At 38.8% G+C, this 24,174-nt stretch carries 23 protein-coding genes and 2 tRNA genes; 9 read left to right on the top strand and 16 right to left on the bottom strand.

Going from position 1 to position 24,174, the window contains the following annotated elements; all coding sequences use genetic code 11:
- Positions 1-36 precede the first annotated feature (36 nt).
- Both tsf and rpsB read right to left on the bottom strand, forming a co-directional pair.
- Positions 37-915: a translation elongation factor Ts gene (tsf, locus tag IEV17_RS05510; RefSeq protein WP_004661274.1), complete on the bottom strand. Its 879-nt coding sequence runs from the start codon at positions 913-915 to the stop codon at positions 37-39.
- A 137-nt stretch (positions 916-1,052) separates the two neighbouring features.
- On the bottom strand, positions 1,053-1,805 hold the full coding sequence (rpsB, locus tag IEV17_RS05505; RefSeq protein WP_004661273.1) for a 30S ribosomal protein S2: 753 nt from the start codon (positions 1,803-1,805) through the stop codon (positions 1,053-1,055).
- A 222-nt stretch (positions 1,806-2,027) separates the two neighbouring features.
- Between rpsB and map the strand changes: the two genes are divergently transcribed.
- The 4 genes from map (at position 2,028) to IEV17_RS05485 (ending at position 7,147) form a co-directional block, all read left to right on the top strand.
- The gene (map, locus tag IEV17_RS05500; protein ID WP_004661270.1) at positions 2,028-2,852 is read left to right on the top strand and encodes a type I methionyl aminopeptidase; all 825 of its coding nucleotides are present in this window, start codon (positions 2,028-2,030) and stop codon (positions 2,850-2,852) included.
- Between the two features lie 194 nt (positions 2,853-3,046).
- Entirely contained in the window at positions 3,047-4,102 is a 1,056-nt protein-coding gene (locus tag IEV17_RS05495; RefSeq protein ID WP_004661269.1) for an OmpW/AlkL family protein, read from the top strand.
- A gap of 390 nt (positions 4,103-4,492) precedes the next feature.
- Positions 4,493-5,842, top strand: coding sequence for an MFS transporter (locus IEV17_RS05490; protein ID WP_004661267.1), 1,350 nt, complete (start codon positions 4,493-4,495; stop codon positions 5,840-5,842).
- Between the two features lie 90 nt (positions 5,843-5,932).
- Entirely contained in the window at positions 5,933-7,147 is a 1,215-nt protein-coding gene (locus tag IEV17_RS05485; protein WP_004661266.1) for an alginate export family protein, read from the top strand.
- 195 nt (positions 7,148-7,342) lie between these two features.
- Here IEV17_RS05485 and IEV17_RS05480 read toward each other — a convergent pair whose 3' ends face one another.
- Entirely contained in the window at positions 7,343-8,527 is a 1,185-nt protein-coding gene (locus IEV17_RS05480; protein ID WP_004661264.1) for a trypsin-like peptidase domain-containing protein, read from the bottom strand.
- Between the two features lie 195 nt (positions 8,528-8,722).
- Here IEV17_RS05480 and IEV17_RS05475 point away from each other — a divergent pair, with 195 nt between their 5' ends.
- The 4 genes from IEV17_RS05475 (at position 8,723) to IEV17_RS05460 (ending at position 10,559) form a co-directional block, all read left to right on the top strand.
- Positions 8,723-9,481, top strand: coding sequence for a Nif3-like dinuclear metal center hexameric protein (locus tag IEV17_RS05475; RefSeq protein ID WP_004661263.1), 759 nt, complete (start codon positions 8,723-8,725; stop codon positions 9,479-9,481).
- A 144-nt stretch (positions 9,482-9,625) separates the two neighbouring features.
- Positions 9,626-10,252 (top strand): superoxide dismutase SodB, encoded by a 627-nt coding sequence (sodB, locus tag IEV17_RS05470; protein ID WP_004661260.1) that lies wholly within the window; start codon positions 9,626-9,628, stop codon positions 10,250-10,252.
- A 146-nt stretch (positions 10,253-10,398) separates the two neighbouring features.
- A tRNA-Asn gene (locus IEV17_RS05465) sits at positions 10,399-10,474 on the top strand.
- Between the two features lie 9 nt (positions 10,475-10,483).
- Positions 10,484-10,559 (top strand) — tRNA-Asn (locus IEV17_RS05460).
- Positions 10,560-10,670: 111 nt separating this feature from the next.
- Here IEV17_RS05460 and IEV17_RS05455 read toward each other — a convergent pair.
- The 11 genes from IEV17_RS05455 to IEV17_RS05405 all read right to left on the bottom strand — a co-directional run bounded on the left by IEV17_RS05455 (position 10,671) and on the right by IEV17_RS05405 (position 20,002).
- Positions 10,671-11,327 carry a MiaE family protein gene (locus tag IEV17_RS05455; RefSeq protein ID WP_004661259.1) on the bottom strand — a complete coding sequence of 219 codons (657 nt, stop codon included), beginning with the start codon at positions 11,325-11,327 and terminating at the stop codon, positions 10,671-10,673.
- Positions 11,328-11,331: 4 nt separating this feature from the next.
- The gene (pdxJ, locus tag IEV17_RS05450; protein ID WP_004661256.1) at positions 11,332-12,060 is read right to left on the bottom strand and encodes a pyridoxine 5'-phosphate synthase; all 729 of its coding nucleotides are present in this window, start codon (positions 12,058-12,060) and stop codon (positions 11,332-11,334) included.
- A gap of 55 nt (positions 12,061-12,115) precedes the next feature.
- Positions 12,116-12,823 (bottom strand): DNA repair protein RecO, encoded by a 708-nt coding sequence (gene recO, locus IEV17_RS05445; RefSeq protein WP_004661253.1) that lies wholly within the window; start codon positions 12,821-12,823, stop codon positions 12,116-12,118.
- A gap of 9 nt (positions 12,824-12,832) precedes the next feature.
- Positions 12,833-13,030: an NF038104 family lipoprotein gene (locus IEV17_RS05440; protein ID WP_004661252.1), complete on the bottom strand. Its 198-nt coding sequence runs from the start codon at positions 13,028-13,030 to the stop codon at positions 12,833-12,835.
- Positions 13,031-13,056: 26 nt separating this feature from the next.
- Complete coding sequence (gene era / locus IEV17_RS05435) at positions 13,057-14,082, bottom strand: GTPase Era (protein WP_004661250.1); 1,026 nt, start codon at positions 14,080-14,082, stop codon at positions 13,057-13,059.
- 4 nt (positions 14,083-14,086) lie between these two features.
- Positions 14,087-14,782 carry a ribonuclease III gene (rnc, locus tag IEV17_RS05430; RefSeq protein ID WP_004661248.1) on the bottom strand — a complete coding sequence of 232 codons (696 nt, stop codon included), beginning with the start codon at positions 14,780-14,782 and terminating at the stop codon, positions 14,087-14,089.
- Positions 14,751-15,128, bottom strand: coding sequence for a DUF4845 domain-containing protein (locus IEV17_RS05425; protein ID WP_004661247.1), 378 nt, complete (start codon positions 15,126-15,128; stop codon positions 14,751-14,753). Before IEV17_RS05425 ends, rnc begins: the two co-directional genes overlap by 32 nt.
- A gap of 24 nt (positions 15,129-15,152) precedes the next feature.
- Positions 15,153-16,016, bottom strand: a complete 864-nt coding sequence (gene lepB / locus IEV17_RS05420) for a signal peptidase I (protein WP_004661246.1) — start codon at positions 16,014-16,016, stop codon at positions 15,153-15,155.
- Between the two features lie 69 nt (positions 16,017-16,085).
- The gene (lepA, locus tag IEV17_RS05415) at positions 16,086-17,903 is read right to left on the bottom strand and encodes a translation elongation factor 4 (protein ID WP_004661245.1); all 1,818 of its coding nucleotides are present in this window, start codon (positions 17,901-17,903) and stop codon (positions 16,086-16,088) included.
- 157 nt (positions 17,904-18,060) lie between these two features.
- Complete coding sequence (locus tag IEV17_RS05410) at positions 18,061-18,510, bottom strand: acyl-CoA thioesterase (RefSeq protein ID WP_004661244.1); 450 nt, start codon at positions 18,508-18,510, stop codon at positions 18,061-18,063.
- Positions 18,511-18,625: 115 nt separating this feature from the next.
- The gene (locus tag IEV17_RS05405; protein ID WP_004661242.1) at positions 18,626-20,002 is read right to left on the bottom strand and encodes a Do family serine endopeptidase; all 1,377 of its coding nucleotides are present in this window, start codon (positions 20,000-20,002) and stop codon (positions 18,626-18,628) included.
- A gap of 372 nt (positions 20,003-20,374) precedes the next feature.
- Here IEV17_RS05405 and nadB point away from each other — a divergent pair, with 372 nt between their 5' ends.
- A complete protein-coding gene (gene nadB, locus IEV17_RS05400; protein ID WP_171062428.1) occupies positions 20,375-22,015 on the top strand; it encodes an L-aspartate oxidase in 1,641 nt (546 codons plus the stop codon).
- A 485-nt stretch (positions 22,016-22,500) separates the two neighbouring features.
- Here nadB and tmk read toward each other — a convergent pair whose 3' ends face one another.
- The gene (gene tmk, locus IEV17_RS05395) at positions 22,501-23,097 is read right to left on the bottom strand and encodes a dTMP kinase (protein ID WP_004661236.1); all 597 of its coding nucleotides are present in this window, start codon (positions 23,095-23,097) and stop codon (positions 22,501-22,503) included.
- A gap of 8 nt (positions 23,098-23,105) precedes the next feature.
- Complete coding sequence (gene mltG, locus IEV17_RS05390; RefSeq protein WP_004661234.1) at positions 23,106-24,173, bottom strand: endolytic transglycosylase MltG; 1,068 nt, start codon at positions 24,171-24,173, stop codon at positions 23,106-23,108.
- Between the last annotated feature and the right edge of the window lies 1 nt (position 24,174).

Raw genomic sequence — 24,174 nt, 5'->3', positions numbered from 1 at the left:
GACTGGGTTTTTTAACTTTTACTGATTCAATAAAAATTATTGAGCAGCAGCAGCTTGAGCAGCAGCAACTTCGTCAGCAAAGCTCATTTCAGCTTTCTTCTCAATACCTTCACCTACTTCGAAGCGAACGAATTGAGCTACAACTGTACCAGTTGCTTTTAATACGTCAGCAACTTTTTTGTCGTTATCGATAACATACATTTGACGATCAAGTGCAACTTCGTTCAAGTATTTCTCAACTGAACCAGTTACCATTTTCTCAACGATGTTTGCAGGCTTACCTGATTCTAATGCTTTCGCTTCAGCAATTTCTTTCTCTTTAGCGATCAAGTCAGCAGAAACAGATTCAGCATTTACTGCAACTGGGTTGAACGCAGCAACGTGCATTGCAATACCTTTACCAGTGTCAGCATCACCTGTGTAAGAAACAACAACACCGATTTTTAAACCGTGCTTATAAACAGCCAAGTTTTCGCCTTCAACGATTTGAGCACGACGAACTTGAATGTTTTCACCAATTTTTTGAACAAGTGCAACACGAGCTTCTTCTACAGTTGCGCCATCTTCAAGCTTAAGTTCAGCAATTTTTGCAGCATCAGTTTCATTTGCAGCAAGTGCAGCAGCAGCAACTTTATCAGAGAAGTTTTTGAAGTTTTCGTCTTTAGCAACGAAGTCAGTTTGACAGTTAACTTCAACAAGAATTGCTTTATTACCGTTTTGGATGATAGTGATCGCACCATCAGCAGCAATGTTACCTGCTTTTTTAGCAGCTTTTGCTTGACCTGATTTACGAAGGTTATCAATCGCAAGTTCAATGTCACCGCCTGCTTCTGTTAATGCTTTTTTGCATTCCATCATTGCAAGACCAGTACGGTCACGTAATTCTTTTACCATGCTTGCAGTAATTGCAGTCATGTTGATCTCCTAAAATCGGTAGAAAATAAATCTGTTCAACAAAAACGGCCCAAAGAAACTCTGGACCGTTTGCAATCTCGACGCTTAATTTGCCACCATTACATGTCGCAAAAATGACAAGCTTGCGTCAAACCGCATTAAGCCTCAGAAGCGTCTTTTGCAGCGTCATCGCCTTTAGCTTGTGCATTCGCTTGTGATTGAGCATATTCTTTACCAGCAAGAATTGCATTTGCCATAGCTGATGCATATAAAGTTACTGCACGGATCGCATCGTCATTACCAGGAATAACATAATCAACGTTATCTGGGTTAGAGTTTGTATCAACGATACCGATTACAGGAATACCTAAGTTTTTCGCTTCTTTGATTGCAATCGCTTCGTGATCAACGTCGATTACAAATAATGCGTCAGGTAAACCACCCATGTTTTTAACGCCGCCTAAAGCACGTTCAAGTTTTTCCATCTCACGAGTACGCTCTAAAGCTTCACGTTTAGTAAGCTTAGCAAAAGTACCATCTTGAGATTGAGTTTGAAGATCTTTTAAACGGTTGATAGATTGGCGAAGTGTTTTCCAGTTCGTCAACATACCACCTAACCAACGGTGATCTACATAAGGTTGACCAGCACGTTGAGCTTGTTCACGGATGATGTTAGAAGCAGCACGTTTAGTACCAACGAACAATACTTTGTTCTTTTTGCTTGCAAGATTGTTAACAAAGTTCAAAGCATCATTTAACGCAGGAACAGTGTGTTCAAGGTTGATGATGTGAATTTTGTTACGCGCGCCGAAAATATATTGACGCATTTTTGGGTTCCAAAAACGAGTTTGGTGACCAAAGTGTGCGCCTGCTTGAAGAAGGTCGCGCATGCTTACGTTGTAATCTGCCATTTTCTTTACCTTAAAGTTTGGGTTAGGCCTCCATATATCCGCATTCTCCACCTATTGCTAGGCACCCAGAGTAATGTGTCGATATATGTGCGGATTTTTGATAACTATTCATCAGTTTTTCGCACAACTTTTATAAGCAAAATTGTCACGAAAAGCATTTGATAAAATAGGCGGCTATTTATACCATAGACGCTTGCAAATTACCAAAAGTTTTTAGAGATCATGAACACGACTTATACAGCTCCTCGTCGATTAATCAAAACGCCCGAAGAAATTGAAAAGATGCGTGTTGCAGGAAAACTGGCGGCTGAAATTTTAGACATGATTAAGCCGTATATTAAAGCAGGCGTAAATACCCTAGAACTTGATACAATTTGTCGTAATCACATTGAAAATGTACAACAAGCAATTCCAGCATGTGTTGGCTATGGTGCTGCACCTGGTCGTCCAGCATTTCAACATTCAATTTGTACTTCGGTTAACCATGTCGTTTGTCATGGTATCCCCTCTGAAAGTAAAGTTTTAAAAAATGGTGATATTCTCAATATTGATGTAACAGTCATTAAAGATGGTTATCACGGCGATACCAACATGATGTATATCGTCGGTGGAGAGACTTCTATTCTTGCGAATCGTCTCTGCCAAGTTGCACAAGAAGCCATGTATCGTGGTATGGCCACGGTTAAACACGGCTCATATCTTGGCGATATTGGGCATGCAATCCAACAATATGTTGAGTCTGAACGTTTTAGCGTTGTACGTGAATATTGTGGTCATGGTATTGGCAATGTCTTCCATGATGAACCACAAGTTTTACACTATGGTCAGAAAGGTACGGGTATGCGCTTAGAAGCAGGCATGACGTTTACGATTGAACCAATGGTCAATGCAGGGGTTTGGCAAACAAAACTTTTAGGTGACAAATGGACTGTGGTTACTAAAGACCACAAACTTTCAGCTCAGTATGAACATACCATTTTGGTAACAGAAACAGGCATCGAAGTACTTACTGCTCGTCCTGAAGAAGATTTATCTCGTTTTATGTAATTTATTTCGTTAAAGAAAAGCTACTTCGGTAGCTTTTTTTAATATCCATAATTTCTTCATTAATTCATCTAAATCAAACAAAAGTCTTCATAAGCATAACAATTATAAATTCTAACTAAACAAACCATTTAGTAAAAAACGTTATTTTTATCAGAATAAAAAGTTTCTTATAAATCGGACATGGAGTCCTCACTATGAAAAAACGCATGCTATGCATTGCAGTAGGAATTGCTGCAACCCTACCCACTATTAGTTTTGCGGAGTCACCTTATTTTAGTTTAAAAGATGGAGATGGTTTCAAACGTTTCTCTCTTTCAGCTGGTTGGTTACATGCCATGCCACAAGGTTCTGCAAATCCTATTAATATCAATACGACTGTAGCTGAGGGAACACAATCTAAAGTAGGTGATGTGTCTAAACAAGCCGTACTAGATGCAGCAGTCAAAGATTCCAACCCTATCGTTTACGGCGCCATTAATTTATGGCCAACCGATACTGTATCTGGACTTGCAACAGGTACAGCTACCATTAAAGGATTATCCAACTGGCAAAGCCAAGGTACAGGTTTAGAAGCGGACAATGTAGATACCGTCGGTATTATGGCGAATTATCACTTTACTGATAATTTATCTCTAGAGATTAAGGCAGGAATTCCTCCAAAAGTTGATATTAAAGGAAAAGGCGACATATACGCGCCATTAAGTGGGTCAGCAAGTACTATTTTAGGTGATATTGACTTAAAACAGGATCTTCATATCACAGATCTGACCCAAGGAGGCAAAGCAGCAACTGCACGTGCTTGGCTACCTGCGGTGGAACTCCATTACCAGTTTGGTAAATCAGGCGTGAATAAATTCCGACCTTACGTTGGAGCAGGTGTGATGTATGCTTATTTTAATGATCTTAAAATGAACTCGGGCATAGAATCTGATTTAGTAAAAGCTGGTCACATGATCCAAAATATCCATGACGGCAAAGCGGGAGCTGCCTTAGATGGTAAGACATCATCAGCAGATCCTATTGTCAAATTGGAAGCGACTGATACTTTTGCTCCGATTGTCACAGTAGGCGCAACTTATGATTTCAATCCGAATTGGTTTGCCGTTGGATCAGTTTCTTATTCAAAAATGAATAATGAAGCAAAAATCTATGTGACTGACCGCAATACAGGTAAAGAGTTGATCCAAGCAAATACCAAAATTGATATAGACCCACTCATTACTTATTTAGGCGTTGGCTACCGCTTCTAAACCAAGATCGAGAAAAAACAGCTTCGGCTGTTTTTTTATTTATCGCCACCTTTTAAATCATCATGCATAAAAAATATGCACCAATTGCAATCATTTTCGAAATAACGAAGAAACATAAATATCAATAAAGCATATGAGATTCATTGATAAATAACATCCATCAATAGAAATAATATTTCCAATATAATTATATATTTATAATTATAGAGTTAATTTTAAATTTTGATCAAATTTGTTTTTTGGCACACCCCTTGCTTAGTAACAAGCATCATGAATCAACGACGATTCATAAAAAATTTGCTGACGGCCAATGAAGTCCGTTCTGTTCGGTTTGTGTATGCAGAAATATTGCATAGCAAAAATATATTTCGTTCAGTTCAGGGGAAGGTTATGTCTTCAAAAATGAATCTAAATGCTAAAAAAGCAACTGAAATAAAATTATTTAGCTTTTCAACGCCTGCCATGCGTGCTTTTCATATGACTTGGCTCGCATTCTTTGTATGTTTCTTCGCTTGGTTTGCTTGTGCACCATTAATGCCAGTCATCAAAGGTGAATTTAATCTAACCAAAGACCAAATCGCAAACATCAATATCGCTGCGGTTGCAATCACAATTCTGATCCGACTCATTGTTGGTCCACTCTGTGACAAATATGGACCACGCAAAACCTATACTGCTCTTCTCATTGTTGGAAGTATTCCTGTTTTCGGTGTTGCAGCAGCAAATACTTATGAATCGTTCTTGTTTTTCCGTCTCTTGATTGGTGCAATTGGTGCGAGCTTCGTCATCACCCAATATCATACCAGTGTTATGTTTGCACCGAATGTCGTCGGTACAGCCAATGCGGCTTCTGCAGGTTGGGGAAATGCGGGTGGAGGTGCAACACAAGCAATCATGCCATTAATTCTCGGTGCAATTGTGATGTTTGGTGTAGAACAAGCAATGGGTTGGAGAATCGCTTTACTTGTACCAGGCATTATGATGGTAATTGTTGGTGTACTTTATTGGAAACTTACACAAGACTGTCCACAAGGAGATTTCAAAGAATTACGTGCTAATGGTGTAGAAGTTGGTAGCGGTAAAAAAGGTGGGGTTGCTATCTTGATGCAAGCTGCTCGTAACTATCGTGTTTGGATTCTATTTGTTTCTTACGCAGCATGTTTTGGTATTGAGATTTTCATTCATAATATTGCTGCGATGTATTATGTCGACCACTTTAATATGGGCTTAAAAGAAGCAGGCTTAACAGCAGGTATCTTTGGTCTACTTGCCTTATTCGCTCGTGCTTTAGGTGGAATTGTTTCAGATAAAGTTGCGATTTCAAAAGGTTTAGATGGTCGTACAAAAGTATTATTTATTCTTATCTTATGTGAAGGCTTGTTCCTCATTCTCTTCTCACAAATGAATACTGTAGCTCTTGCTATTATCAGTATGACTGTCTTCGCGCTCTTCACACATATGTCTTGCGGAGCAACTTATGCTTTAGTTCCTTTCATTGACCGTAATGCACTTGGTGGTGTGGCGGGCATTATTGGTGCTGGTGGTAATGTTGGTGCGGTTGCAGCAGGCTTCTTACTCAAAGGCTTACTAGATGTTCAAACTTGCCTCATGATTTTAGGTGGTCTTGTAACTGTGGCTGCCTTCGGTGTCATCCTCATCCGCTTCTCTGTAGAACATAAAACAAAAGAACAGCAACTGTTTGACCAAGCTGTGCTTGAACGCAACTCTGTCACCTCTTAATCATCCTTCACTTAGTGCGGGGAAACTTACCTTTCCCCTGCACAATATCTAAATTAAATCCAGAAATTATAATCTCTCAGGGGTCTCAATATGAAATTGAATCTTCTTAGCTTTGCTATGCTCAGTGTTTTAACAACTACGACATTTGCCGCAGATAACTTTTTAAGCCAAACTAAATTTTCTCTCGATAGTCGCCTGCGTTACGAATTGGTTGACCAAGATAACCAACTAAAAAATGCTGATGCTTGGACTTTGAGACTACGCCCTTCACTGGAAACTGGCTCTTGGCATGGCTTAAGCGCATTTGTACAAGGAGAAGGCACTGTCGAAATTAATGATGATTTCAATAGTACACGTAATGCTGAAACAAACTACAGTACAGTACCTGATCCTCAAAACTTACAATTGAATCAAGCTTATTTAAAATATGCTTATAGTCCAAAGTTTGATTTAAGTATTGGTCGTCAAGCTATTAATTTAGATAATCAGCGCTTTGTAGGCTCCGTAGCTTGGCGTCAAAATGATCAAACCTTTGATGCGATTAGTTTAAATATTAAACCTTGCAAAGAGTTTGGTTTCTATTATGCCTATATTGATCAAGTCAATACTATTTTTGGCAGTGAAGATGCAAAACCTAAATTTGTAGCAGCTCAAGATGGCAAACAAAACAGTCAAATTCATTTAATTCAAGCTAAAATGAATTACAACCCATTGTTGAACGCAACATTATATGGGTATTTGATGGATTTAGAGGATTTAAGTGCTTGGTCAAATCAAACCTATGGCTTACGCTTAACAGGTAAGAAAAACAATTTTAGATACGTTGCTGAATATGCCAAACAAAGTGAATATGCTGACCAACCTATAAATTATGATGCAAATTATTATGCATTAGAATTAGGTTACAGCATCACGGATAAAGGCTCGGCACTGGGTGAAATCGCACTTGGCTATGAAGTGCTTGGTAGTGATGATGGAAAAATTGCATTTCAAACACCATTGGCGACTAAACATAAGTTTAACGGATGGGCTGACTTATTCTTGACAACGCCTGTGAATGGTTTAACTGACCTTTACATTTCATCAAATTTTAATGTATTTGGTAAAGGTAAATTAGGCACTGAACTACATCAATATCGTAGTGATGAAAAAAATATGGATTATGGTCAAGAATTCTCTGTTTCTTATTCTCATGCTTTGCCTATTAAAGGCCTGTCTGCTCTAGCAAAATTCTCAGATTATCAAGCGGAAGAGTTTTCTGTAGATACTCAAAAGTTATGGTTGCAAGTAGATTATAAATACTGATATTGAGTCGTTGTAATCTAACTATAAAAAAACTGTCATCAAATTATCAAATTTCGATGGTGTAATAAAAAATAAAAAACTCCAAAATTTGCAAAAAGCTTGCTGATCGACCTTTATCAGCAAGCTTTTTTCTTTTCATAAATAAAAAGGCTACCTAAGTAGCCTTTCATATTCAAATTAAATCATAAGATCATATTAGTCTTGACGCTTAGGCAATGGGATATATTGCGACTGCGCATTTTGTTGGGTTTTTCTCTCTCCAACTTTTACTTGCATGCTCTGTTGCTTACCATTTCTTTCAATCACCACATCAATCACACTTTGTGGTGCTTGCAATGCAACATAGTTGATCAAATGTGAAGCTGAAGTAATTTGCTCATTATTGACTTGAATAATTTTATCGCCGCGTTTTACACCTGCCACATCTGCAGGACCATCACGTAAGACATCAGCAACAACGACTCCAACAGGTTTCGCAGCCAATACGTCCTCATCCATCGTATTAGGAATTAAGCTAATACCTAACCAACCACGAACAACACGACCATCTTTCAAAATTGAATTTAATACTTGCTGACAAATTTTCGCTGGAATTGCAAAACCAATCCCTAATGAACCGCCTGATTGAGAGAAAATCGCAGTGTTTACGCCGATTAAATTCCCCGCAACATCAATTAATGCACCACCTGAATTACCGGGATTAATCGCCGCATCAGTTTGAATAAAGTCTTCATAGGTATTGATACCTAAATCTGAACGACCTGTCGCCGAAATAATCCCTTGGGTAACTGTTTGCCCCACGCCGAATGGATTACCGATTGCAAGAACAACATCACCAACTTCATTACCACTGAGCTTAAACGGTAGAACAGGAAGCTTGTCTAACTCAATTTTAATCACAGCTAAATCAGTATCAGGATCTGTACCAATGACTTTCGCCTCAGCACGACGACCATCATGCAATGCCACCACAATATGCTCTGCCTGAGCAATCACATGATTATTCGTCAGAATATAACCATCTGCACGAACAATAACACCTGAACCTAAACTATTTTCATTTTGAGGCTGTTGAGGAATTTGATTACCAAAAAACTCACGAAATACAGGATCATTCAATAAAGGATGATTCATCTGTTTTACTTTCTGTGTGGTAAAAATATTTACGACCGCTGGTGCAGCAACTTTTACGGCAGCACTATAGGAAACCACCCCACCCGTTCGAGTTGTATCAATAAGGGGTTCCACTTTTTCAGCAGGCATTTTGACCCCATCAGCAGCAACTGTTGGTTTAGGCTGATGTGATTTCTGCCATGCTAGAAAACTGAATATAACAATGACAAGTAAAACCCAAGGTAACCATGTAAATGCACGGCGCACGATTATTATCCTCTAAGCAAAATTATGTTATGGACAAGTTTATTTATTGAAGAAGAACAACAACTTTCAGTTATTGTAAAGTAAATTGGTTTAAAGCAATGTAAAAGTTAAAAAAGTTTTGTCTAGCTTTAGTTACATTTAAAAATATGCTTTTATTAAGCTGAATCTATAAATATCATTCAGTTGAGGAATCGCATGGCAAATTTGCATGATATTGTGCAATGGTGTAATCAAACTTTAAAAGTTAGTGAGTTTAAAGATTACGCACCCAATGGCTTACAAATTGAAGGCACGCCTGAGGTAAATAAAATAGTCTGTGCTGTTACAGCCTCAGAAGATGCAATTAATGCAGCTATTGCGCAACAAGCAGATGCCTTACTTGTCCATCATGGTTACTTTTGGAAAGGTGAAGCCTATCCTATTACAGGTATGCGTGGTAATCGAATCAAAAAATTAATTCAGAACAATATCTCTTTGATCGCTTACCATTTGCCTTTAGACTCACATCCCGCACTTGGCAATAATGCCGCAATTGCAGATTTAATCGGTTTAAAAAATCTAGAAGCTTTAGATCCATTCGAAAAGCATCCGATTGGGAATATAGGCTATTTGGAAAATCCATTAAGCCCAGAGCAATTTAAAACAAATTTACAGGCTATTTTTGATTTTAATGTGATTCATTTGCCGAGCGAGAAAGCTCAAATCCAAAAAGTAGGATTTTGCACAGGCGGCGCTCAAGATTTTATCAATAAAGCAGCAGAAAAAGATTGTGATGCTTATATTTCTGGCGAAGTGAGTGAGCGTACTTTTTATGAAGCCAAAGAATTAGGGGTTCATTATTTTGCCTGTGGTCATCATGCAACTGAACGATATGGCGTACAACGTCTTGCTCAAGCAATTACAAATCAGTTCGCTGTAGAAACTATCTATTTCGAACTAAATAATCCGATTTAATAGAATTGACGAATCCGATTTTATTTATCGTTTTTAATTGAACCTTTATTGTATATCGTTCTTTAAAAGACTGCCCTATTATCTTTGGAATCATTTACAATAGAGCCACTTAACGTAAAACCCAGCAATTGCAAGGATTGGAACATGACAACCATTACTTTACCTGCACTTCCATATGGCTATGATGATTTAGCTCCGCACATTACTCGCGAAACTTTAGAATACCATCACGATAAACATCACAATACTTATGTTGTTAACTTAAACAACCTAATCAAAGGCACTGACCTTGAAGGTAAAACTTTAGAAGAAATCATCAAAGCATCTGCTGGTGACGCTTCTAAAGCAGGTATCTTTAACAATGCTGCACAAGTATGGAACCACACATTCTACTGGAACAGCATGAAGCCAAACGGTGGTGGTAAACCAACTGGCGCAATCGCAGCTAAAATCGAAGAAGCTTTTGGCAGCTATGAAAAATTTGCAGAAGAATTTACTGCTGCTGCAACGACTCAATTCGGTTCAGGTTGGGCTTGGTTAGTTGCTGACGAAGTAAATGGTAAATTATCAATTACTAAAACCGCAAATGCAGATACTCCACTTGCTCACGGTCAAATTGCAGTATTAACAATCGACGTTTGGGAACATGCTTACTACATCGACTTCCGTAACTTACGTCCAAAATACATCGCAACTTTCTTAGAAAGCCTAGTGAACTGGGACTATGCAAATGCAAAACTTGCTGGTCAAGCAGCAGGTGTTGAGAAATAATTTTTATTTCTTGAATAAAAACTGCCCACTTCGGGCAGTTTTTTTATAATTAAAAATTAAAAAGCATATTTATCAAGCAAACGATTCATTTTATTTATTATTCTTATTGACGCATCTGAAATTCATCCCTAAAATGCGCATCAGATTCTCCAATAGCTCAGTCGGTAGAGCGACGGACTGTTAATCCGCAGGTCCCTGGTTCGAGCCCAGGTTGGAGAGCCAATCTACTATTCTTCCATAGCTCAGTCGGTAGAGCGACGGACTGTTAATCCGCAGGTCCCTGGTTCGAGCCCAGGTGGAAGAGCCAAGATTCTAAAAAAGCCCCGATCAATAATCGGGGCTTTTTTATTACTTAATAACAAAAATGACCAATAAGAAAGCTCCTGATCGACAGAAGCTTTTTGTCTTTTAAATCAGCTTAGGCGGCGACCCGCGTTGGCACACCGCTATGGAAGCGGAACGTCTCATCGGGACTTAAAATTAGATTTTTTTCCACTTCACGAATATGCTCAATCCGTTGCTGGATCGTCTCTTCTGGATCTTTAAGTTTCGCCGTTTTTGCAACATCTAAAGCTAAAGCCAAATAGTCCTCAAAATGACGAGATTCAGACTTAAGTAAGTAGCGGTAGTAACGCCCCAGCTCATCGTCCACAACAGGTGCCAGAGCATAAAAACGTTCACACGAACGTGCTTCGACAAATGCACCGATAATCATGACATCAATTAAAGCTTCAGGCTCATAGGTACGGATTTCTTTACGTAATCCACCTGCATAGCGCCCTGCACTCAAACCCTTCCACTCTTGGCCACGTTTGTTCATGAATTCCAAAACCTGCTCATAATGCAGCATTTCTTCACGCACCAATTGCGCCAATTTCACTTGCAGATCTGTAAAAAAGCTATAGCGGAACATCAAATTCATGGCCGTACTTGCCGCTTTTTTCTCACAGTTGGCATGATCTTGCATTAATACATCAAGATTATTAATGGCCTCATCTAACCATGCTTGAGGAGTCACACAACCTAAAAATGCGATGACAGGTTGCATCAACTCATCATAATTTACACTACTCATCAACTTATCTCGCAGCAGCCTGAATCGCTGCTTTCATATCTGTTACTGCTTGAGACAAACCCACAAATACACTGTCAGCAATAATCGAATGACCAATGTTGAGTTCATGAATTTGTGGAATTGCTGCAATCGCTGCCACATTATCCAAATTTAAACCATGTCCAGCATTCACAACCAAGCCTTTTGCCGCTGCATACTCAGCACCTTTGATAATACGAGCTAATTCAGCTTGTTGCTGCTCATCTGTTTCGGCATCAGCATAAGCGCCCGTATGGATTTCAATCGTTGGTGCACCACATGCCACAGCTGCATCAATCTGTGCAAAATCTGCATCGATAAACAAAGACACATCACTGCCAATCGCTTTCAGTGCTTCAGTTGCCGCCTTCACTTTTTCAAAATGCCCAATCACATCCAATCCACCTTCGGTGGTCACTTCTTGACGACGCTCAGGTACAAAGCAAATATGCTGAGGTTGAATCTCTTTGGCAAATGCAACCATTTCATCAGTTACCGCCAATTCCAAATTCATACGTGTTTTTAATAATGGACGCATACGACGTACATCATCATCTTGTATATGGCGGCGATCTTCACGCAAATGTAAAGTAATCCCTTCAGCACCAGCTTGTTCGCACACCAAAGCAGCCTGAACTGGATCAGGGTAAGCTGTACCACGTGCTTGTCTTAATGTCGCAACATGATCAATGTTTACACCTAAGATTGCAGCCATAAAAAATATCCTATCGGTTTAGCCCTGAATCATTATTTTAAATACATCAGGAATATCAAGTTTGTGTACTTTGAATCCAAAGTTGACGGCTTTTCAGCGGTCGATCACCCAACAAGGAGCTAATCATTTGACGGTATAGTTTACCCAATAATTGCAATTGTTCGTGAGAAAAATCCTGCCCATCTTCATAACTTTGCATTGAAGCAATCAACACACCATCAAGTGTTGAACGCGAGGCTTGTGAAACTGGCAGAAAGCCATCATTGAGCTGAAATTGATAATGCTGGTTAACCTGAATGTCTTGTTGACTCGCATCTGTTGAGAAATCAATGGCATAGCCAAGTTCCACCAATAATACATGCTCAAATTGACGCAAAATCTGCCGAAGAAATACAGCAGCTTGTTCGTGTGTGGCCAATTGCTGTAACAGCACTAAAATTAACTGATATTGTTCAAATGTTTGCGGCATCATCTCTTCTAAGGGACATAGTCGCAATAGAATTTCATTTAAATAAAAACCAGCAAAAAATGCATCACCATGAAAGAATACAGGTTGATTCAGAATTTCCAGTTTTGTGAAGTTTTTTAGTTCAGATTTGCCTGTGGCTTGCAGAAGAATAGGCTGATATTGCGGCGGTGGGGTCTGTCTTAGAATCCCATCCACCCGACCATATTCTTGTGTAAATAAATGCACAATATGGCTTTTTTCACGATATTTACGATGATGAATCAAATAACCATGTAGGACTTCATTGCGCATCATAGTACGAGACTAGTCCTTCTTTTTCTCATCCTTTTCTTCATCATCGCCATCGGGAATCACTGCGCCAACAACCGCAGCAGTTCCTTTAACAACACCTTTGGTGGTCTTATAAGCAACTTTAACAGGTACAGTCACAAGCTTGTGAATACAGCCTTGCAACATGAATACACATGTCACGATCGCGAGTATACGAATTGTTGCTTTCATACCTGTTTCCACTATCTTAAATGCGATTAAATATCGCTATAACCCAAGCTTTTTAGTGCACGCTCATCATCAGACCAACCACCTTTGACTTTCACCCAAAGCGTTAGCATAATTTTTTGCTCAAACATTTTTTCCATGTCTGTACGTGCATCCATGCCGATGCTTTTTAGCTTCGCACCTTTATCGCCAATCACAATGGCTTTTTGACCTTGGCGTTCTACAAAAATGGTCGCATCAATATACGTACATGGCGGCTTTAAACGACCTGTTTTTTCATTTACGGTTGCTTCTTCGGTTTTAAATGATTCAATTTGAACCGTTAAATCATATGGAAGCTCTTCACCCAACTGACGCATAATTTTCTCACGAATGATTTCACTCGCAAGGAAACGCTCAGAACGATCGGTAATCTGATCCAATGAATACAAAGGTGGCTGATATGGCAAATATTTTTCAATCGTGTCACGCAAATGATCTAGATTTGCACCACGCAATGCCGAAACTGGAACAATTTCAGCAAAATTCATCAGCTTCGCACGCTCTCGAATCAGCGGTAAAGCTTCATTTTTATTTTCAAATGTATCTAGCTTATTGATCACGAGGATCACAGGCATCTCTGCATTTTTAAGCTTTTCCAAAACCAATTCATCGTTTTGAGTCCACTTTTGTGCATCAACCACAAATAAAACCAAGTTCACATCACGCAATGCCGAATGTGCAGCGCGGTTCATCATCTTATTGATGGCACGCACTTCTTTCTTATGCATCCCAGGCGTATCTACGAATACAGCCTGTGATTTCTCACGTGAATCAATCCCCACGATCTTATGGCGTGTGGTTTGCGGCTTACGTGAGGTAATCGATAGTTTTTGACCCAAGATATGATTCATCAAAGTTGACTTGCCCACGTTTGGGCGACCAACGATGGCAACAAAACCGCTTTTAAAATCTGAAGGAATGGTCGCTCCTTGAGAACTAAAAAATTGATCAACTAGATTATTGCTATCTTGCTGTTCAGTTGCTTCCGGCTTATTTTCTTCTGAATGAGACATCAGGTTATTGCTCCAATAATTTTAAAATCTCTGCCGCTGCCGTTTGTTCGGCAAAACGACGACTTGAGCCCTCGCCTATAATTTTTGGCAATCCCGCTACATCACATTCCACTTTGAAATGTTGATTCGGGGCATCACCCTGAATATCTACAACCTCGTAAACTGGGAGAGGTTTTTTACGTGCTTGTAAATACTCTTGCAAACGTGATTTAGGGTCTTTGAGTTGATCTGTCGGTTCGATATGATCAAGATATGGTTCATACCATTTTAGCACAATGCGTTCTAGCAAGTTGAGATCATTACTGTCTAAATAAATAGCACCAATGATTGCTTCAACGGTATCCGCCAGAATTGACTCTCTGTGGTGTCCACCTGATTTTAACTCGCCTGTGCTTAAAATTAATGACCGACTGAGTTGCAAATCATTTGCGATTTTTCCTAATGCTTCCTGTCGAACTAAAGTCGCACGCATTCGCGTTAAACGACCTTCATTTTCCAACGGATAGGTATTGTACAAATAATTTGCAACGATCATTCCTAATAATGCATCGCCTAGAAATTCTAGGCGTTCATAATTATGTTTATGGCTGACCGAACGATGGGTCAAAGCCAGTTTTAACAATTCAAACTGTTTAAACTGGTGACCTATTCGGCCTTGTAGCCGTGTATCATTGAGCTTGTTTTGCAGATTTTTGGTCAAAAGTCTTCTCAAAATTCATAACTAAACTAATATTCAATACAAAGGGTTTACGCACTTCATACTTTTTCTTTACAACTAAATCGTCCTTATAAGTCACTTGAGCAATATTTGGAAAACGTAAGTCTCTCACATTGTTCATTTCCATTCTTTGCTCCATTTGAGCGGTAAATTTTGCTGGAGTCACATTATCAGGGCTCTCTTTTAATAATTCCTGAATCTGCGTATCAATAATTTTATCATCCCAATAAGCTGGCCAAATTGCGACTGCTGCTTTCACAGCCATCGCAAATAAAATCACTCCAAACAATATTGCGATATAAGATGCCCCTTGTTGAGATTTACGCATCTGCATACTTCCTATGTATTTTTATTAGTTAATCTTACCATTGCGATTGAAACTTGGCAGGTTAAAACCAGGTTCTTTATGCATCCAAACATAAAAAGCGCGACCTGTTAAATTCGCTTCAGGGACAAATCCCCAAAAACGACTGTCTGCACTTTGATCTCGATTATCACCCATTGCAAAATACTGTCCTTTTGGCACAGTTACTTCCCAATCCTGTCCATTACTTTGAATAAAAACATTATTCTCTTTGGCAACAAATGGAACTAGAGCATCAGCTCCACGTAACTTTGCAAATTGAAATTGTTCTGCTAAAGGATTACGACCATCTAAATAACGAATTAAATGCTGGTGTTCACCTAATGTTTCTTTAAAGTAATAAACTGTGGGAGTTTCTAATTGATCTTTATCACGTTTAAATTCAGTTGCGACTTTAGCAATTTGCTTTCCGTTAATAATTAATTGTCCAGCTTTAAACTGAATATGGTCGCCTGGCAAACCCACCACACGCTTAATATAGCTAATGGTTGGTTGTGGTGGATAACGAAATACGATGACTTCACCACGTTTTGGCTCACCTACATCAATTACTTTTGCATTTACAATCGGTAAGCGCACACCATAATCAAATTTATTTACTAAAATAAAATCACCTGTTTCTAAGGTAGGCACCATAGAATCAGATGGAATATTAAATGGTTCATATAAGAAAGAACGAAGGATTAAGACTACTGCTAACACGGGCCAAAAATCATATGCCCACGTTATAACAAAATTTTCCTGATCACGCCCTTTATTTGCACGTTGTTTTAGTACAAATTTATCGAGTAGCCACACCAGAAAAAAAATCAGTGTAACTGGTACCAGAATCAAATTAAAATCAAAATCCACACGCCCTCTCCCGCAGTCTAGCTGCTCGTTTTGCAGCTAGGTAAATTTATTTACCTAGCCTCTCTCTTTTTATCTATCCACTTTCAATACAGCTAAGAACGCTTCTTGAGGAATTTCAACACTTCCTACTTGCTTCATACGTTTCTTACCTTCTTTTTGTTTCGCAAGAAGTTTCTTCTTACGTGAAACGTCACCACCATAACATTTTGCCAATACATTCTTACGCATGGCTTTTACGGTAGAGCGTGCAATGATTTGTGCACCAATTGCAGCTTGAATTGCAACATCATACATTTGGCGTGGAATCAAATCTTTCATCTTCTCAACCAACGCAATACCACGATGACGCGCATCTTGACGGTGACAAATCATAGCTAAGGCATCGACCTTTTCACTATTAATTAACACGTCAACCTTAACTAAAGATGAACTCTCAAAACGCACGAAATTGTAATCTAAAGATGCAAAACCACGTGAACAAGATTTCAACTTATCAAAGAAATCCATCACTACTTCTGCCATAGGAATTTCAAAAGTGATTGAAACTTGATTACCCAAGAATTTCATATCTTTTTGAACGCCACGACGTTCGATACACAAAGTCATGACATTACCTAAATATTCTTGTGGCACAAGAATATGACATTCTGCAATCGGCTCACGCAAATCTTCAACTGTTGAACCATCAGGCATTTTTGATGGGCTGTCGATATAAATAATATCGCCTTTTTTAGTCAATGCTTCATAAATTACTGTCGGCGCAGAACTGATCAGATCAAGATCGTATTCACGCTCTAAACGCTCTTGTACAATTTCCATATGAAGCATGCCTAGGAAGCCACAACGGAAACCAAAGCCTAAAGCATCTGAACTTTCTGGTTCAAAGAACAGCGCTGAGTCATTAATTTGTAATTTTTGTAGCGCTTCACGGAATGGTTCAAAGTCACTGGCGTCGATTGGGAAAAGGCCTGCATACACCTGCGGTTTAACCTTCTTAAAACCTGGTAAAATAGCGACATCTGGTGTGTTAGACAAAGTAATTGTATCGCCCACAGGCGCACCAAAAATATCTTTAATACCAGCGATCACGAAGCCAACTTCGCCCGCTTCGAGAATATCTGTTTCAGTGTGTTTAGGATTGAATACGCCAACAGATGTAACTGGATGAGTTTGCCCCGTTGATTTCACCAACATTTTGTCGCCCTTGCGAACACGACCTTGTTTGATTCGAACGAGAGAAACAACTCCTAAATAGTTATCGAACCATGAGTCGATAATTAATGCTTGTAAAGGTGCATCGCGATCACCTTCTGGCGCTGGAATCACATCAACTAGGCGCTCTAAAACACCTTCAACCCCCAAACCCGTTTTTGCTGAACAGGTTGGCGCATCTGTCGCTTCAATTCCGATAATTTCTTCAATTTCGTGGATCACACGCTCAGGTTCTGCTTGTGGCAAATCAATCTTATTCAAGATTGGTAGAACTTCTAGCCCCTGCTCGATCGCCGTATAACAGTTTGCTACAGATTGTGCTTCAACACCTTGCGCAGCATCGACGACTAAAAGGGCACCTTCACATGCGGCCAAAGAACGTGATACTTCATAAGAAAAGTCGACGTGCCCTGGCGTATCAATAAAGTTCAATTGATACTCTTGACCATTTGGATGCGTGTAATACAACGTTACCGATGCAGCTTTAATGGTAATCCCACGCTCACGTTCAAGCTCCATAGAGTCTAATACTTGAGCTTGCATCTCGCGATCTTGTAAACCACCACACATTTGAATGAATCGATCCGCCAAGGTTGATTTACCATGGTCAATGTGAGCAATAATCGAGAAATTACGTATATTTTTGATATCTACGGATTTTTTAGCTTGCGCCATGGGTTACCTTAACAAAATAGAATGCTCTAAACTTATAACAAGTCATGAGCCAAAGCGGTTTAACAAAATTGTTGGGGATTATAGCAGAACAGCATTTCAAAGTATTCAAAATAATTACCCCATCAAAGCCTCTAGATGGCGATTTCAGTCCTTCGATTTACTCATATAAAGTTGAAAAATCCATCGGATTTAAACCTGATCCAATCGGTTGGTAGGCATGAGTAAAACTCGGTGACATACGCTTTGGACGGCCTGTTGTAATTTCAATACACGCCCATTTGGTATTCCCTACGAATAAAATACTTTGATCCTTTGGACGGTAAAATGCGTACTGACGAAAGGAATAGAGCGCATTAATATCATCTAACCATGTCCGCAAGATGACTTCTTCACCTTGAAGTGTTGCTTTCCGATACTGAACATGATGCTCTACCGCCACCATTGCATGTTTGAGTTCTAAATATTGAGCTAGACCTAAACCTAATCTTTCAATATGCGCTGCTGCGACATCTTGCATCCATTGAATATACATGACGTTATTGACATGACCTAAAACATCAATATGTTCAGGTTGTACAGTTATTCTCAAATCAAAAATAGTACTCATAAACCTACTTATTTCGTCAATCCAAGCTCAGTCGCATACACTAATCTAAACACTTATACATTACAAAATAAAAACCACCCTATTTTCAGGGTGGTTTTAAAAAACTAACAATAGCTTAAGGTAAACGTAAACCTAAAATTGCACGCTGGCCTTGGCGAATAATAGCTACTCGAGCAACACTATTTTTTGGTAGAGCCGCCATTGTTTTTACAAACATTTGACTATTTAAAATAGGTGTACCATTCACTTGAAGGATAACATCACCTGCAACAATGTTTGATAATGATGCCAAGCTACCGCGTTTAACATCCTGCACCAATATTCCACCGCGAACATCCAATTTTGCTTGCTCTTCAGGCGTCAAATTACGGATGCTCATTCCTAGACCACTGGTTGGATTGTTTTTATCCTCAGCGGCTGGCGTATCGTCTGGTGCAGTACCTAAAGTTGCTGAAATAGTACGGACTTTATCGTCACGTAGTATTTCTAATTGAACAGTCTGATTAGGCGCTACGCGATTTAATACATTTAACAAATCGCTAGTGCGGGAAATAGAAGAACCATTAATTTTTAAAATTACATCCCCAGACTTTAAACCTGCTTTTTCAGCTGGTGACTTCGGTGTAACCTGATTAATCAATGAACCTTCTGGTTTTGGTAATTTGTATGCTTCTGCAAGGTTACGATCAATATCTTGCAACATCACGCCAAGGTATGAACGAGTCACTTTACCATTGGTTTTAAGCTGTTGGACTACATCCATCGCGACATCAATAGGAATAGAGAATGACAAGCCCATATAACCGCCAGTACCACTAAAGATACGCGAGTTAACACCAACTACCTCTCCACGTTGGTTAAATAACGGACCACCAGAGTTACCAGGGTTTAATGCAGCATCTGTTTGAATGAATGGAACTGACGTTTCACCACTCATATTTCGAGATTTAGCACTCACAATCCCTGCTGAAGCAGAATAGTCAAAGCCAAAAGGTGAACCAATTGCTAAAACAGGCTCACCAACTTTTAACTGGTTTACATTACCAATTTTTAATTCTGGGAAATTTGCACCATTTACTTTAAGCACAGCAACATCAGTGCGCTCATCACTACCAACCAAAGTTGCATCAAGTTCACGTCGATCGTTTAAAGTAATACTGATACGAGACGCATTTTCAATCACATGGTGGTTTGTAACGAGATAACCATCTTTACTAATAAAAAACGCACTACCGTATGCAGTTTTTTCTTGTGGCCCTTGTTGCTGAGGGATAATGACTTGATTACCAAAAAAACGTCTTAAAATTTCAGGCACTTGCTGCTGTAACAACTCTTCCTGAGTCATTTTTTTTACAACATTGACACTGACAACTGCAGGACTCACCTGCTCAACGAGGTTTGAAAAATCTACTGGTGAAGCAGCATTAACCTGTACTGCAGCAACCGTAAATACCGCAGCATACATTCCTTGTTGTAAATAGCGACTTTTCATGAAGTGAGAACCTACGTACTAATGATCTATAGAATATTAAGATTATGTTTGTATCATAACCCAACTGTAATTTTCGTAAAAATATGTTGATATTTTCAATGCATACAACAATATAGCATGTTGAAATGTGAATAAATTATGGAGAAAGTATCCATGATTTATAAGCTTATTAACTTTTTATCGTGGGCAGCTTAATATTAGATTAAAATGATGTATTAAATACTTATCATTGTTAGACTTTAAGGTGATTGACAATTCATATCAGTAAAAATTGTTTACATTCGCTAAAAAATCGTTCAATTCTAGGCAGATTGGCACTTGCCTTTTTTGTTAAAAAGCGTTGTCATTAGCGAACGTTTAAAACTGAAGCAGATCGACATGCCTGATTTAAAAACAATTCACCATTTTGACGTGATAATTGTGGGCAGTGGCGGTGCAGGTTTAAGTCTTGCACTCTCTTTACCGAGTCATTACAACATTGCCATTTTAGCAAAAGCAGAGCTCACAGAAGCAAGTACTTTTTATGCTCAAGGTGGTGTTGCTGCGGTCTTAGACGAGACTGATTCAATTCAACAACATATTAATGACACTATGATTGCAGGCGGACATCTTTGTGAATTAGATGCCGTTAAACATACAGTCGAAGGCGGCAAGCCTTCTGTTGATTTCTTATTAAAGCAAGGTGTTCAATTCACTTTAGATGATGATGAGCAATTACACCTCACCCGTGAAGGTGGTCATTCACAACGCCGTATCATTCATTCTGCTGATGCAACAGGTAAGGCAATTTCAACTACTCTCGTTGAACGTGCTAAAGAACGAAAAAATATTACAATTTTTGAAAATTATATTGCGATTGACCTCATCACATTACATAAGCTTGGTCATCAAGACAAAAATAATCGTGCAATTGGTTTATATGCATTAAATGAAAAAACAGAACAAGTTCATACATTCTTAGCCCCTTTCACAGCTTTGGCCTGTGGTGGTGCAATGAAAGCTTATCTCTATACTTCTAACCCTGACATTGCAACCGGTGATGGTATCGCGATGGCTTATCGAGCTGGTTGTCGTGTTGCCAATATGGAATTCAACCAATTCCATCCAACGTGTTTGTATCACCCGAAAGCGCGTTCTTTTCTCATTACCGAAGCCATGCGTGGTGAGGGTGCGTATCTACGTTTGCCCGATGGTGAACGTTTTATGTTACGTCTTGACGAACGTGCTGAACTTGCGCCACGTGATATTGTTGCGCGTGCAATCGACTATGAAATCAAACGTCTAGGTATTCGTCATGTTTGGTTAGACATTACGCATAAATCTCCTGAATTTATCACTGAGCACTTCCCTACGCTTTACGCACGCTTACTCGAACTTGGGATTGATATCACTAAAGATATGATTCCTGTTGTTCCAGCAGCGCACTATACCTGTGGTGGCGTGGTTGTAGATGAACATAGCCAAACTGACTTAGATGGTTTATATGCAATTGGCGAAACTTCATATACTGGCTTACATGGTGCTAACCGTATGGCAAGTAACTCACTGCTTGAATGTTTCGTTTATGGCATGAGTGCAGCGGAAGATATTCAAAGCAAACATAATGTTAGTTTTGAATTTCCAGATGTACCTTCTTGGGATGAATCTCAAGTGACTGATGCAGATGAAGATGTTGTCATCTTACAAAACTGGGATGAATTACGTTCAACCATGTGGAACTATGTGGGTATTGTTCGCACCACTAAACGTTTGCAACGTGCTTTACATCGTATTGAAATGTTAAAACGTGAAATCAACGAATATTATCAAGGCTACCGTGTCAGTAAAAACTTGATTGAATTACGTAACCTAGTTCTGGTTTCGGAAATGATTGTACGTTGTGCAATGGAGCGTAAGGAATCACGTGGTTTACATTACACGCTGGATTATCCAGAGCTCTCGAATGAGATTCGTAAGACGGTTTTAACACCACCAAATTTTAAAGTGGAACAGCCGTTGGTGAATGAACCATAATTGTTCATATAGTCTGAATTAATGATAGATTCAGACTATTTTTCCTTTTAAATAAAAGATGATCGCAATATAGATCACTGTAATAATAGGAATTACAACATATAACTTCATCCAGATAAAACCACCTAATGGTAAAAGTAATATAAAAAATAATTCCCTAACTTCAAAAAAATATGGGTATTCATTTATTCTTAACACCCAAACGCTTAAAGCGGCAATAGAAAAAGCAAACATCATAATAAATATTATTTTGACTGGAATAAAAAGTTTATACGTTGAAGTTTTAAATGCTAAATAAATAGAGATAGAATTTAATATGATAAAAAAGGTATTTGGTGCTGTATGGACAATATGCCTTGTAAAATATGGATAACAAATATACAGGATCAGTATATTTGTTATTACAGCAATAAATAAATTAAGACCCTGATTCAAATCTTGTTGTAGATATCGCTTCATTTTTTATCAATTCAAGAATGCCTATGTTAAAGATAGCGCAAAGCCTCTTCAAACACCAAATCCGCATTCTGAGTCGCATCCAAACGCTTCATCCGTTCAGGCTCTGCTTGCCACAAGGTCTCATAACCCGCACGCACTTTAGTAAAGAAACTCAACTTCTCTTGCTCAAAACGATCCAATGCCCCACGCTCTCTCGCACGCGTCATGCCCAACTCAATCGGCGCATCCAACCAAAAGGTAATATTCGGCATTTTCGCCACAAAAGTTTGATTTAATAATTGCAACTTTTCCTGACTTAAACCACGTCCAGAACATTGATATGCAAAACTTGCATCAGTAAAACGATCACTTAAAACGATCTTACCTGCATTTAAAGCTGGGATAATGACTTGTTGTAAATGTTGCGCACGTGCTGCATAAATCAGTAACAACTCAGTATCATGACTCATTTGCTCTTCATGATTCACCGCCAATAATAAAGAGCGAATCTGTTCAGCTAACGGTGTTCCACCCGGTTCACGCGTCAAAACGACTTCTTTACCTTGCTGTTCAAAGTACTGATGAATTTTACGGATGAGTGTCGTCTTACCTACACCTTCCGTACCTTCAAAACTAATAAACATCATTCATCCTACTTTTGCTTTGCACGTAATGCAGTTAAATATTCTTGAACTGCACGATTATGATCTTCTAAAGAAGCTGTAAATTTATGCCCACCATTACCTGTAGCAACAAAGTAAATATTTTTAGCCTCATCTGGATGCATTGCTGCTTCAATCGCTTTTTTACTTGGCAATGCAATCGGAGTTGGCGGCAAACCATTGATCGTGTATGTATTATAAGGCGTTGCTGTCCGTAAATCATTACGAGTGATATTCCCCTTATAATTATCCCCCATACCATAAATTACAGTTGGATCAGTTTGTAAGCGCATACCGATTTTTAAACGACGTACAAACACACCTGAAACTTGTTCTAGTTCACTATCTAAACTGGTTTCTTTTTCAATAATCGAAGCCATGATTAAAGCTTGATATTTATCGTTATAGGGTAAGTTCGGTACTTTTTTTGCCCAAGCTTCATCTAATGATTTCATTTGGCGACGATATAAATCCGTTAAGATTTTTTTATCTGTTTCACCCTTGGCAAAGAAATAAGTATCTGGTGCAAATAAACCCTCAGGGTGTGAATAAGGAATATCTAAAGCTTTTAATAATTGGTCTTGTGGTAGATCTAAAATAGTCTTGCTAACATTCGGATCTTTCTTTAAATTCTGTAGCAATTGTTTAAAGGTTGTCCCTTCAATCACCAAAATGCGATTCATCTGTGCATTTTCAGCATCAGACAACATATCAAGCACTTGACGAACACTCATGCCTTTATTAACTTCATACACGCCAGCTTTCAAGCTATCATGAATCATAAACTTTTGATAAAGCTTTAAGATAATAGGAAAATTAATCTTATTTTCTTTAGACAAATGATCAATAAATTTTGAATAAGTATCCCCCGAAGAGATGACCAAAACCTGCTTTTTCCCTTCAACTGGATAATTCTTAAATAAACTTGCCCATAAAATACTGAGGATCAGCAATACAAAAACGCTCATCACAATCAATAAGGCTTTCACAGAAAATCTAGACCTTGGTTTAGCTGTTGGCTTTTTCTTACTTTTCGTTGAGGTTGGCTGCTTCGGCATA

Origin of the sequence: Acinetobacter modestus (assembly GCF_014636095.1) — a bacterium.
GTDB lineage: Bacteria > Pseudomonadota > Gammaproteobacteria > Pseudomonadales > Moraxellaceae > Acinetobacter > Acinetobacter modestus.
Note: the sequence above shows the minus strand (reverse complement) of the source record. Positions and strands in the feature narration are given on the sequence as shown.